Consider the following 12,872-nt stretch of genomic DNA (forward strand, 5'->3'; position numbering starts at 1 on the left):
AGCTGGACTGGTGACCCACGCCGCGCTGGACCTGCGACCGGCCGACCCTGCTGCGCCGGCGACCGGACCGCCGCGCCGAAGCGGTTCCGGCCTGCTGCCGGCGGCGTCAGGTGAGGTGGGCGAAGCGGCGGATCGTCACGATCGCCACCAGCAGCGATGTCAGGAACAACGCGGCCGCCGCCCACCAGCCGTGGGATGTTTTCGCCGCGCCCACGTCGCCGTTGGCGATGGCTGCTCCGGCGTTCGATCCCGGCGCCTGCGGTGTGCGGTTCTTGCCGGTGGTGTTCGGGGCCGACTGGGCCTGGCCCGAGGTCGGGGCGCTGCCGAAGCGGGCGATGCCCGGGGAGGCCGTCGTGTCGAGCGGGTTGCGCAGGACCGTCGGGACCTCGGCGGTCAGGGCGCCGGTCGGGTCGACCATGCCGAAGCCGTACTCGTCGTCGCGGCCGGCCGGGCCCCGGTCCTTGGCGGTGCGGATGATGCGGTTGACGACCTCGCCCGCCGACATCGTGGGCCAGCGGGAGCGGACCAGCGCCGCCGTGGCGGAGACCATCGGGGCCGCGAAGCTGGTGCCCTGGACCCGCCAGTAGCCCTCGGGACTGGCGCCGTACAGCTCGGTGGCCGGGGCCGTCACGACCGTCTCCTTGCCGGTGATCGAGCCGGACCAGAGGACGTCGCCGTCCTTCTCCATGCCGGCGACGGCGATCACGCCGGGCTCGCGGGCCGGGTACCAGACGCCGGACGACGTGGAGGAGCCGGCGTTGCCAGTGCAGGCGACCACGACCACGTCCTTGGCGAACGCGTAGTCGAGGGCGGCCGCGAGGGCCGGGCTGCTGCCGTTGCCGCCGAGGGACAGGTTGATCACGCGGGCGCCCTTGTCGACCGCCCAGCGCACGCCCCTGGCGACGATCATCGCGTCGTCGTACTTGTTCTCGCGGTCGAGCACGCGCACCGGCAGGATCTTCGCCTTGGGAGCGATGCCGACCACGCCGTCGCTGTCGTCGTTGCGGCCGGCGATGATCGCGGAGACCGTGGTGCCGTGCCCGACGAGATCGGTGTCGCCGTCGCCCTGCGGGTCCACCAGGTCGAGGCCCTTGAGCACCTGGCCGCGCAGGTCCGGGTGGTCGGCGTCGACCCCGGAGTCGATCACGGCGACCGTGACGCCCTCGCCGGTCGAGTACGTCCACGCGCCGGCGACGTTGAGGGTCTTGAGGTGCCACTGCTCGGAGCGCACCGAGTCGCCGAGCAGCGGCTCCGGAGCGGTGATCGGCCCCGCGAGCGCCCCGGTCCCGGCGGAAGAACCCGACGCAGAACCCCCGGAAGCCGCGGAGGCCGGCGAAACGACGCCAGCCGGTGTGGCAGCGCGGGCCGGGGTGACGGCGCGGGCGGGGGTGACGGCGCGGGCCGGTGCGGCGGCGCGGGCGGGGGTGACGGCGCGGGCCGGTGCGGCGGCGCGGGCGGGGGTGACGGCGCGGGCCGGTGCGGCGGCGCGGGCGGGGGTAACGGCGCGGGCCGCTGAGGCGACACCGGCCGGGGAGGCGGCGAATCCTGCGGAGGAGGTGGGGAAGGCGAGACCGGGAGCGGCGGTCAATCCGGCGGCAACGCACGCTGCGGTGACGCGTACGGCGAAAGGCCTTACCAACGCGCACCGCCGCGGGCCGGACACGGCGCGAGGAGGCCGCGCCGGGGTCGGCGGGACACGTGCGGTGCTTCGCTCTCAGCTCTCACGGACGGCCAGCTCTCCCGGACGCGGTGCCATTCTGATGCGGGACGGACGATGGTGGGAGGTTACTCCGAAATGGCCCCTCGATGCGCGGGTCTGTGGATACCGATCGCACGGTTGGTACGTCTGTGCAGGTGGCGCCTCAGAACGGGGGCAGATGCGACAGCTGGATGAGCCGGACCCCTTCACGGCGGGTGACGAGGCGGCCACGTCCGGGCGGCATCAGCGTGGGGCGTACGGGGCCGATGAGCGCTCCCTCGTCCGACGGGCCGGTCATCACGAGGCCGGGCGAGGACAGTTCGCGGAGCCGCTGGATCACCGGGTCGTACATGGCCCGGCCGGCGCCACCGGCGCGGCGGGTGACGATCAGGTGCAGACCCACGTCGCGCGCCTGCGGGAGGTACTCGAGGATCGGCTCCAGCGGGTTCGTCGGGCCCGACGCGATCAGGTCGTAGTCGTCGACCAGCACGAACAGTTCGGGCCCGTTCCACCATGACCGTTCGCGCAGCTGCTGCGCGGTCACGTCGGGGCCGGGCAGGCGCCGTTCCATGTAGCCGGCCACCGACTGCATCAGCTCGAGGGTCTTCTGGGCCTGGATGCCGTACCCGATGCGGTGGTCGCTCTCCGGGAGGTCCATGAGGCTGCGGCGGTAGTCGACCAGGATGATCCGGGCCTCGGTGGGCTGGAACCGCCGGGTGATGGTGGTGGCGAGCGCCCGCAGGAACGACGACTTGCCGCACTCGGCGTCGCCGAAGAGCAGGAAGTGCGGGTCGCTCGCGAAGTCGATCTCGACGGGCTGCAGGTCGGACTCGGCGATGCCGATCGGCAGCCGCAGGCCGGTCGAGCGGTCCAGGTCGATGTCCGCGTACGGCAACGACGGCGGTAGCAACCGCACCCGCGGCGCGACCGGGCCGGTCCAGTTGGTCGCGATCATCTTGACGAGCTCGGCGGACTCGGCGTTGCTCAGCTCCGGCCGTACGGTCAGGAAGTGCAGGGCCTTGTTCTTGTCGGTCGGGTGCTCGACGAGGCCACGGCCGGGCTTCTCCGGCACGTTGATCGCCTGCCGCCGGTTGATCGCGGAGTCGGTGGGGTCGCCGAGGCGCAGCTCCACCTTGGAGCCGAACAGGTCGCGGATCGCCGGCCGGTAGTCCATCCACCGCGGGGCGCTGGTGACCACGTGGATGCCGTACGACAGGCCGCGGGTCGCGATGTCGGTGATCACGCCCTCGAGCTCGTCGTAGTCCTTGCGCAGCGTGGTCCAGCCGTCCACCACGAGGAACACGTCGCCGAACGGGTCGTTGTCGGCGCCGGTGCCCAGCCCGGCCTGGGCCGCGCGCCGCCGCCGGTACGAGGCCATGGAGTCGACGCCGAGCTCGCCGAAGAGCCGCTCCCGGTCGGCGAGCAGCGTGGAGACCTCGCCGACCGTACGCCGGACGCCGACCGCGTCGAGCCGCTGGTACACGCCGCCGACGTGGGGCAGGTCGCGCAGCGTGCCCAGCGAGCCGCCGCCGAAGTCGAGGCAGTAGATCTGCACCTCGGCGGGGGTGTGGGTCAGCGCGAGCCCGCAGATCAGCGAGCGCAGCGCCGTCGACTTGCCGGACTGCGCGCCGCCGACGACCGCCACGTGACCGGCGCTGCCGCCCAGCTGCAGCCACATGACGTCGCGCACCTGCTCGCGCGGCTTGTCGATCAGGGCGATCGGCACCTGCAGCGCGCCGTGCAGCTCGGGGTTGGCGAAGGCGAGCCCGCGGGCGGGGTCGGCGGCGACCGGGCCGAGCAGCTCGTCGAGCGTGGCGGACGTGTTCAGCGGCGGCAGCCACACCTGGTGCGCCGGCGGTCCCTGGCCGTTGAGCCGCGCGACCATCACGTCGAGCAGGCTCTCGCCGGCCGGGATCTCCTCCGGCTTGGGCTGCGCGGGCTTCACCGGCTTGGGCGCCGGCACGTAATGGGTCGAGTAGGACAGGATCTGCGGCGGGGCGCCGTCGCGGGCCGCGCCGGGACCGCCGCTGCCGGCTTTCCGGAAGACCCCCGACACGTACGCGGCCTTGAACCGTACGAGCGGCTCGGTGCCGAACTTGAGGTAGCCGTGACCGGGCGAGCGGGGCAGCTCGTACGCGTCCGGCACGCCGAGCACCGCGCGGGACTCCAGAGCGGAGAAGGTCCGCAGACCGATCCGGTACGACAGGTGCGTGTCGAGCCCGCGCAGCCGCCCCTCCTCGAGCCGCTGGCTGGCGAGCAGCAGGTGCACGCCGAGCGAGCGGCCCAACCGTCCGATCTGGACGAACAGGTCGATGAAGTCGGGCTTGGCGGAGAGCAGCTCGGAGAACTCGTCACAGACCACGAGCAGCGACGGCAGCGGCGGCAGCGCGGCGCCACCGGCCCGGGCCTTCTCGTAGTCGCGCAGGCTCGCGTAGTTGCCGGCCTTGCGCAGCAGCTCCTGGCGGCGGATCAGCTCACCGTCGATCGCGTCCACCATGCGGTCGACGAGGGGGAGCTCGTCGGCGAGGTTGGTGATGACGGCGGCGGTGTGCGGCAGCCGGTCGAGCGAGGAGAACGTCGCGCCGCCCTTGAAGTCGACGAGGACGAAGTTGAGCGCCTCGGACGAGTGGGTGGCGGCGAGCGCGAGCACGAGCGTGCGCAGCAGCTCGGACTTGCCGGAGCCGGTCGCGCCGATCAGCAGGCCGTGCGGGCCCATGCCGTCCTGCGCGGACTCCTTGAGGTCCAGCTCGATCGCGGAGCCGTCGGCGCCGAGACCGATCGGCACGCGCAGCTTGTCGCGGTTGGGTCGCGGCAGCCACGCCTGCGTGACGCTGAACGACTCGGGGTCGCCGAGGTTGAGCAGCTCGGCGAGGCCCATCTCGGTCGCCAGCGGGGTGTCGCTCGACTTCGACATGGCGGCGAGCCGCAGCGGCGCCAGGCGCCTCGCGACCGCCTCGGCCTCCTGCTCGCTGAGCCGGTCCGGCGTGCCGACCTCCGCGGCGTGGTCCATCGCGTACGTGTGCAGCTCGCGCCGGCCCGCCGTGCTGCGCACCTCGAGCACCAGCAGCGAACGGTCGAGCAGACGCGGCGGTACGTCGTCCAGGTCGAGCACCGTGACCCCGTCGATGCCGTCGTCGAGCTGGGTGGCGCCCTTGAGGTCGGCGCCGTCCAGCACGATCACGACGTGCGGCCCGCTGGTGCTCACGCCGGCCGGGTTGAACCGCGGCCGGTTGCCGATCACGTCCTCGAGCAGCTTCTCCAGGTCGGGCCCGGCGCTCGCGACCAGGCGCACCTGGCCGAGCCGGTCGGTCCGCGACGGGTGCAGGTTGTGCGGGAGCCACTTGACCCATTCCCACGCCGCGCGGCGTTCCGGCCCGGCGCAGACCGCGATGATGAGGTCGTCGGGCGCGTGGAAGACGGCGAGCTGGGTGAGCACGGCCCGGGTGAGGGCGCGGGCGTCGGCCTCCGCGCCGGTGCCGTTGCCGCGCATGAAGACCCGGGCGAAGCCGCGCAGCGACACGGCGACCGGCAGGTCCGGCACCACCGAGTACGCGTCGAGGAACCGGCGCAGGGCACCGGCGGTCATGGGCTCGAGATCCTCGAGCGGCCGGGTCACCGGCGGGATCAGCGGCGTGGCGAGCGTCTGCGGGCCGACAGCGAGGCGTACGACGCCGAAGTCGGGGTCGGCGGACCGACGCTCCCAGACCCGGTGGCTACCTGCGGTGGACCACAACTGGGTCGGGTCGGGGTGCCGGTAGTAGAGGCCGGTGCGCTGCTTGGTGGCGGTGTCGCGGACGCGGCGGCGCAGGCCGGCGAGGTGACGCAGGTACTCGCGCCGCGCCGCCATCATCTCGGCCTTCTTGGGCGAGCCGCTGCCGCCGAACGAGGTGGCCAGCATCGCCAGCGACGAGACGCCGAACAGGCCACCGATCACATAGGACATCGAGCCGCCGGTGCCGCGGCCCATCATCATGGCCATCGCGACGGAGCCGCCGAGCATGGGCAGCACCATGAAGGCCTGCTGCCAGCGGCCGCCGACCGCCTGGGGGATCTCGGGCGGCGGATCCACCGCGAGCTCGCCGGTCGGGATCTCGGGCGCCGGGCGACGCGCGGCCCGCTTGATCACCACCGTGCTCATACCGAAACTGTCCCTTTCATCCCCCGACGCCGGCCGTTGATGCTTTTGTCTAATCAGGCCGGCCGCGGCAGACCGACCGGCCACCGCGCAGGGCTCAGGATAGGTAAAGTCCCCAGCGTTCCGCAGCACCGTCACCATCGATGGGAAATCAGGCATGAGCGTCGGGTTGGCCCGGGTCACCATCAGCGCGCCGTCGCGCCGCGTCGATGTGGCGCTGCCCGAGCACGTCCCGCTCGCCGAGCTGCTGCCCGAGGTCCTGCGGCACGCGGGCGAAGGTTTGGCGGACGACGGCGAGAAGCACGGCGGCTGGGTGCTGCGCCGCACGGACGGCGTGGCGCTGGTCACCGCCCAGGGGCTCTTCTCGCAGGGCGTCCGTGACGGCGAGGTCCTGCACCTCGTCCCGGCCCGCGAGGAGTGGCCGGAGCTCGAGTACGACGACGTGGTCGAGGCGATCGCCGAGGGCGCGCGCCGGCGCGGCACCATCTGGTCGCCGGGCTCCACCCGGACGGCCACGCTGGCGGGCGCGGCGGTGCTGCTCTCGCTGGGACTGATCGCCGTGCTCACGGCCGGTCCGGCGTGGGAGGGCGCCGCCTACGTCGGCCTCGGTGTGGGACTGCTGCTGTCGCTCGCGGGCATCACCGCTTCCCGGGCGTACGGGGACGCGCGCGCAGGCGCGGCCCTGGGCGGCCTCGCGTTGCCGTACGCGTTCGCCGGCGGCGCCGTGCTGGTGAGCCCGGGTGCCGCGGACCCTGCCGGCGTCTTCCCGCTGCTGCCGTGGCTGGGCGGCCCCGAGCTGCTGGCCGGCTCGGTGGCGCTCCTGCTGCTCGCGGCCCTGGGCGGCGTCGGCGTGGCCGCCTCGCTGCGGATCTTCGCCGCGGGCGTGACGGCGGGCCTGCTCGGCGCGCTCACCGCCCTGGTCGGCTTCCTCACCTCGGCCGCGGGCGCCGCGGCGGTGCTGATCTCCGTGCTGGTGTGCGGCATCGGCGTGATCCCGCTGCTGGCCATCCGCTTCGGCAAGATGCCCACGCCGCCGGTGAGCCTCCCGACCGGCGCGGAGGCCGAGCAGGGTTTCACCGGCGCCCGCAACACAGCCCTCGATGCGGCGCGTGAGCTGCCCGACCGTGCGCGGGTCTTCGCCGCCGTGAGCCGTACGGAGGAGCTGCTCACCGGGATGTTGATCGGCCATGCCGTGCTGGCGGGGGCCGCGTTCGTGGTGCTGGCCTCGTCCGGCGGTCTGGCCGCCCGGATCCTCACCGGGCTGGCGATCGCCGCCCTGCTGCTGCGGTCGCGGCTGTTCGTGACGCTGCGTCAGCGCCTCCCGCTGATCACCGCCGGCCTGTTCGGGGCGTTCACGCTCGGCATCGACCTGCTGTGGGGCGCCGGCGACGCGATGCTGCTCGGCCTGAGCGTGGTGGGCCTGCTCGCGGCGATGGCCACGGTCGCGGCCGGTGCCACGTGGTCCCGGCGGGCGCCGTCGCCGTACCTGGGCCGCGCGGCCGATCTGCTGGACAGCCTGGCGGTGATCTCGGTGATCCCGGTGGCCTGCTCGGTGGTCGGTCTCTACAGCCTCGTGAGCAACATCAGCATCTGAGGGCCCAGGCGGCCGGAAAAGCACGACGGCCGAGCAAAAGCTCGGCCGTCGGTGTGTGTCGGAATGCCGTCAGTGGGCTTCGTCGTGGTGCTCGGCGGCCTCTGCGCGCTTGAAGGAGGCCCGGATCTCGTCCTCGGCCTCCACCCGGCCGACCCACGTCGCACCCTCGACCGACTTGCCCGGCTCCAGGTCCTTGTAGACCGTGAAGAAGTGCTGGATCTCCATCCGGTCGAACTCGCCCAGGTGGTGGATGTCGCGCAGGTGCTCCTGCCGCGGGTCCTCGTAGGGCACGCAGAGGACCTTGTCGTCGCGGCCCTTCTCGTCGGTCATCCGGTACATGCCGATCGCGCGGGCGCGCACGAGGCAGCCCGGGAAGGTCGGCTCCTGGATGAGCACGAGGGCGTCCAGCGGGTCGCCGTCCTGCCCGAGGGTGCCCTCGATGTACCCGTAGTCGGCCGGGTACTGCGTCGCGGTGAAGAGCGTCCGGTCGAGCCGGATGCGGCCGGTCTTGTGATCGACCTCGTACTTGTTGCGCTGGCCCTTCGGGATCTCAACCAAAACGTCGAAATCCATCGTTCGCTCCCTTGTTCGCCCCGCCTCGGACCGGCTGGTGCCCGGCGACGGAGCGCAGGGCGCCCCTGAGCCCTACAGGATCCGTGCGCACCGGTGTGCCGGATGTCAGTAGTCTCCCCTAAGTCTGCCGCCATGTACTGAGGAGGGGCGCGTGGGGAGGCAAGATTCACAGAACACTCCTGAGTACGACGGCGTGTCGCAGCAGCAGGACGACGGTTTTGCGGTAAGGAGACCGGATCCGGGCGCCGCTGTGCCACATGCCCCAGGTGCGACTGGTCACATCTATGGCCGGGCGTCCGTGCCGCTGAACGACGCGCAGAGGGCTCAGCTTTCCCAGCCCTACCAGCCACAGGCCGGACCGGCGGATGAGCCCGGCGGTCCCGTTCGCGGCGCCGCGGCACCGCTGAGCGGGGGTGCGCCAGCGGCGGAGCCGGCAACCGGGCGCTCTCGGCGTACCTTCCTTCTTTCGGGTCTGTCGGTCCTGGTCTTGATCGCGCTCGTGGCGGTGACGCTGGTCGTGCGGCCGGGGCCGGTGGACGGCTGGCTGTCGGCGGCTCCGGCGACCTCGCCGGCGCGCACCCCGGCGCCGGACCCCACGCCGACCCCGGTGCTGCTCGCCGTGCCCACCGACGGCACCGCGCCGACGGCCGAGGGCGTCAAGGCGGCGATCGGGCCGCTGGTCGGTGCGCCGGCGCTGGGCCCGCAGGTCAACGTCTCGGTGGTGGACGCCGCGACGGGCACCTCCCTGTACGAGCGCAACGCCGACACGATGACCACGCCCGCCTCCACGACGAAGGTCCTGACGGCGGCGACCGTGCTGGCCGCGCGCGGCCCGGCCTACCGGCTGACGACCCGCGCCGTGGCCGGGAACGCGCCGGGCGAGGTCGTGCTCGTCGGCGGCGGAGACCCCACGCTGTCGGTCGACGCCGACGGCCAGTTCCCCGGCGCGGCCCGGCTGGACAAGCTCGCCGCGCAGGTCAAGAAGGCCCTCGGCGGCACGAAGCCGGCCAAGGTCGTGATCGACACCTCGCTGTACGCGGGCAAGGAGACCGCGGTCGGCTGGGACGGCGACGTCATCGGCGGCGGCCAGGTCGCGCGGATCCAGGCGCTGATGACCAACGCCGGCCGCATCGAGCCGGTGCACCACGAGTTCGGCGGGGACCCACGGTTCCGCGATCCGGCGCTGGCCGCCGGGAGGGCGTTCGCCCGGCAGCTGGGCGTCTCGACCGGCGCGGTGACCCGCGGCAAGGCCCCCGCTGCCGCCGCGCAAGCGGCTTCCTCCGCGCCCACCGACGCGGTGGCGCCCGGCACGGAGCTGGGCAAGGTGCAATCGCCGCCGCTCGTGCACGTGATCGACTGGATGCTGCAGCAGAGCGACAACGTGATCGCCGAGGCGATGGGCCGCCAGGTCGCGCTGGCCGCGGGGCAGGAGCCGTCCTTCGACGGTGCTGCCAAGGCGATGGTCGCCAAGCTGGCCGAGCTGGGACTGACGGCCGACGAGGCCAACCTGTACGACGCCAGCGGCCTGTCGCGCCACAACGGCATCAGCCCGAAGCTGCTCACCGACGTGCTCACGCTCGCCGCCGGAGGCAGGCACCCCGAGCTGAGCAGCCTCTTCGGCGGGCTCCCGGTGGCCGGCTGGTCGGGGACCCTGCGGACCCGCTTCGTCACGCCCTCGCCCAACCGTGTCGGCCAGGGGCTGGTCCGCGCCAAGACCGGCTCGCTGACCGGCGTCAACACGATCTCCGGCGAGTTGATCACGAAAGACGGCCGGCTGCTGGTCTTCGCGATCATGGCGGACGCCACCGGCAACTCGGTCGCGGCCCGCCAGGCCCTCGACAAGATCGCCGCCAAGCTGGTCACCTGCGGCTGCCAGTAGGGGATTTCTCAGGGTGGGCGGCTGGTCGTCCGCGGGTACGGTGGTCAGCATGGCGCAGTTCGTTGACTGGGATCTGGCCGCCGCCACCGCGGGCGCGCTGTCGAAATCCGGCCCCGCGGTGTCCTACGAGGAAGCCATGCAGGTGGTCGCCCAGCTGCGCGAACTCACCGATGAGGCGCGCAGCCACGTCGCGGCGTACACGGGGCTGACCCCGCAGGTGGAGGGCCCGCCGGTGCGGGTCGTGGACCGCAAGGACTGGGCCACGGTGAACATCGCCGGCCTCAAGGAAGTCATCATTCCGCTGGTCACCCGCCTCTCCGGCGACCGGCAGCCCGGCGCGCTCACCGACGCGATCGGCTCCCGGGTCACCGGCGTGCAGGCCGGCACGGTCCTGGCGTACCTGTCCGGCCGCGTCCTCGGCCAGTACGAGGTCTTCTCCGCCGAGCCGGGCCAGCTGCTGCTCAACGCCCCGAACATCGTCGAGGTGGAGCGCAAGCTCGGCGCCGACCCGCGCGACTTCCGGCTCTGGGTCTGCCTGCACGAGGTCACCCACCTCACCCAGTTCCAGGCGGTGCCGTGGATGCGCGGCTACTTCCTCGGCGAGGTCCAGGCGTTCGTCGACGCCTCGCAGAGCGGCGAGCACATCCTCGAGCGGCTGCGCCGCGGTGTGGCCACGCTGTCGGATGCGCTGCGCGACCCCGACAGCCGCTCCTCGGTGCTCGACATCGTGCAGACCCCGGCACAGAAGGCGGTCCTCGACCGGCTGACCGCGCTGATGACGCTGCTCGAGGGGCACGCGGAGTTCGTGATGGACGGCGTGGGGCCCGAGGTCATCCCGACGGTGGAGACGATCCGCGCCAAGTTCAACCAGCGCCGGGAGACCGGCAACCCGCTGGAGAAGGCCATCCGCCGGCTGCTGGGCATCGAGGTCAAGATGCGCCAGTACGCGGAGGGCCGCAAGTTCGTGCACGGCGTCGTGGAGCGGGTCGGGATGACCGGGTTCAACAAGATCTTCAGCTCCCCGCTGACCCTGCCCCGGCTCGACGAGCTGGGCGACCCGGACGCGTGGGTGGCCCGGGTGCACGGCCCGGTCGGTCTCGCCTCGTAACGCAGGCGTCATGGCCCGCATCCCGCCGCCGGTGGCGACCGTCCGCGCGGCGGTCCGGGCGGCCGTGACGGGTCTTCGGGGGCCCGCGCTGGTCGCCTGTTCCGGCGGCGCGGACTCGCTCGCGCTCGCGGCCGCCGCCGCGTTCGTCGCGCCGCGGGCGGGCGTGCCGGTCGGCCTGGTCACGGTCGACCACGGGCTGCAGGAGGGATCCGCCGAGCGTGCAGCGGCGGTCGCCGATTGGGCGCGGTCGGCCGGGTTCGATCCCGTCGAGGTGGCGACCGTCTCCGTCGCCGGGCGGCCCGGTGGGCCCGAGGCCGCGGCGCGGGAAGCCAGATACGAGGCACTTTCCTCCGTTGCGGAGCGAACCGGCGCTGCGGCCGTGCTGCTCGGTCACACCCGCGACGACCAGGCCGAGACCGTGCTGCTGGCGCTCGCGCGGGGTGCCGGGCCGCGCGGGGTTGCCGGGATGCCGTACCGCCGGGGGCTCTTCGTCCGCCCGCTGCTGGACGTCGCGCGTGCCGACACGCGCAAGGCGTGCGCCGCGCTGGGCCTCGCGACCTGGGAAGACCCGCACAACACCGATGACGCGTACGCCCGTTCGCGGGTGCGCGCCGACGCGTTGCCGGCCCTGGTGGCCGCCCTCGGCCCGGCCGTGATCGCCAACCTGGCCCGTACGGCGTCCCTGGTCGCCGCCGACGTCGCCTACCTCGACGCCCTCGCCGGCGAGGCGCTGGCCTCCGCCCGCTCTGCCGAAGGGCTGTCCGTCGCCGTCCTGCACGCGTTGCCGGCGGCCATCCGTGGGCGGGTGCTGCACGCCTGGGCCCTCGAGCTCGGAGCTCCGGGAGCCGCGTTGTCGCATCGCCACGTGGCCGCGCTCGACGCTCTGATCACCGGCTGGCACGGCCAGGGACGGACGGCGTTGCCGGGCGGGATCGCAGTGGCCCGCCGTGCGGGTGATCTCGTCCCGACCGATCTGTGACAGTTGTCACTGAGTGTGCCCGCGACCCGGTCGCCCGGGGATGATTCGCCCCATAACCAGCGCTTGTCCGGGCAGTGGGCACCGCCCCCGGCAGCGGATGGCTGGTCGCGTACGGCAGGCTAGGCACATGGCAGACGGCTCTTGGTACGACGCCGACATCGACCACGTGATCATCTCCGAGGAACAGATCCGCGAGAAGACCGAAGAGCTGGCGAAGCAGGTCGCCGCCGACTACGCGGACGCCGAGGGCGGCGTGCTGCTGGTCTGCGTGCTCAAGGGCGCGGTCATGTTCATGGCGGACTTCGCGCGTGCGCTGGGCCGGCAGGGCCCCCCTTGCGAGATGGAGTTCATGGCCGTCTCGTCGTACGGCTCCGGCACGACGTCCTCCGGGGTGGTGCGCATCCTCAAGGATTTGGACCGCGACATCGCCGGGCGGCACGTGGTGGTCGTCGAGGACATCGTCGACTCCGGGCTGACGCTGTCCTGGCTGATGAAGTACCTGCAGTCCCGCTCCCCGGAAAGCGTCGAGGTCGTGGCGCTGTTCCGCAAGCCGGACGCCGTCAAGGTGCCGGTGCCGACCAAGTACGTCGGCTTCGACATCCCGAGCGAGTTCGTGGTCGGCTACGGCCTCGACTTCTCCGAGCGTTACCGCGAGGTGCCCTACGTCGGCGTGCTCAAGCCCGAGGTGTACGCCCGTAGCTGAACGGCCTCCCAGCCGACTCTCAGGAATCGGGTGAACGACCCGGTTGCGAGGAGTATTGTCCGGCTTTGCGGCGATTACCGGCCATCGGAAACGTGAACTGCCGACGACGGCGGGGTTCCGGCGGGCCGGGCTGACGCAGTCGGAACACGCACCCACGGTGTACCGTCGAGTGACCGATGGCGCAGTGTCAATAGCGCCGGAG

General features: G+C 72.8%; 8 protein-coding genes. 5 read left to right on the forward strand and 3 right to left on the reverse strand.

The annotated features are described in order from the left end of the window. Positions 1-106 precede the first annotated feature (106 nt). Together mycP and eccCa are read right to left on the reverse strand one after the other, a co-directional pair. On the reverse strand, positions 107-1,588 hold the full coding sequence (gene mycP / locus AB0K03_RS15500) for a type VII secretion-associated serine protease mycosin (RefSeq protein ID WP_364684688.1): 1,482 nt from the start codon (positions 1,586-1,588) through the stop codon (positions 107-109). 274 nt (positions 1,589-1,862) lie between these two features. Next, complete coding sequence (gene eccCa / locus AB0K03_RS15505; RefSeq protein WP_364684690.1) at positions 1,863-5,837, reverse strand: type VII secretion protein EccCa; 3,975 nt, start codon at positions 5,835-5,837, stop codon at positions 1,863-1,865. Between the two features lie 154 nt (positions 5,838-5,991). On the opposite strand from eccCa, the gene eccD reads away from it, so the two are divergent. Next, on the forward strand, positions 5,992-7,428 hold the full coding sequence (gene eccD, locus AB0K03_RS15510) for a type VII secretion integral membrane protein EccD (RefSeq protein WP_364684692.1): 1,437 nt from the start codon (positions 5,992-5,994) through the stop codon (positions 7,426-7,428). A gap of 69 nt (positions 7,429-7,497) precedes the next feature. Here the strand turns inward: eccD and AB0K03_RS15515 are convergent, their stop codons facing one another. Then, positions 7,498-8,001: an inorganic diphosphatase gene (locus AB0K03_RS15515; RefSeq protein ID WP_364684694.1), complete on the reverse strand. Its 504-nt coding sequence runs from the start codon at positions 7,999-8,001 to the stop codon at positions 7,498-7,500. Positions 8,002-8,488: 487 nt separating this feature from the next. On the opposite strand from AB0K03_RS15515, the gene dacB reads away from it, so the two are divergent. The 4 genes from dacB to hpt all read left to right on the forward strand — a co-directional run bounded on the left by dacB (position 8,489) and on the right by hpt (position 12,670). Further along, the gene (dacB, locus tag AB0K03_RS15520; protein ID WP_364684696.1) at positions 8,489-9,880 is read left to right on the forward strand and encodes a D-alanyl-D-alanine carboxypeptidase/D-alanyl-D-alanine-endopeptidase; all 1,392 of its coding nucleotides are present in this window, start codon (positions 8,489-8,491) and stop codon (positions 9,878-9,880) included. Positions 9,881-9,929: 49 nt separating this feature from the next. After that, on the forward strand, positions 9,930-10,988 hold the full coding sequence (locus AB0K03_RS15525) for a zinc-dependent metalloprotease (RefSeq protein WP_364684698.1): 1,059 nt from the start codon (positions 9,930-9,932) through the stop codon (positions 10,986-10,988). Between the two features lie 10 nt (positions 10,989-10,998). Then, positions 10,999-11,967 (forward strand): tRNA lysidine(34) synthetase TilS, encoded by a 969-nt coding sequence (tilS, locus tag AB0K03_RS15530; RefSeq protein ID WP_364684700.1) that lies wholly within the window; start codon positions 10,999-11,001, stop codon positions 11,965-11,967. A gap of 127 nt (positions 11,968-12,094) precedes the next feature. After that, the gene (gene hpt / locus AB0K03_RS15535; protein WP_364684702.1) at positions 12,095-12,670 is read left to right on the forward strand and encodes a hypoxanthine phosphoribosyltransferase; all 576 of its coding nucleotides are present in this window, start codon (positions 12,095-12,097) and stop codon (positions 12,668-12,670) included. Positions 12,671-12,872: the final 202 nt, after the last annotated feature.

The sequence above is a fragment of the Actinoplanes sp. NPDC049316 genome (genome assembly GCF_040677315.1).
Lineage (GTDB): Bacteria > Actinomycetota > Actinomycetes > Mycobacteriales > Micromonosporaceae > Actinoplanes.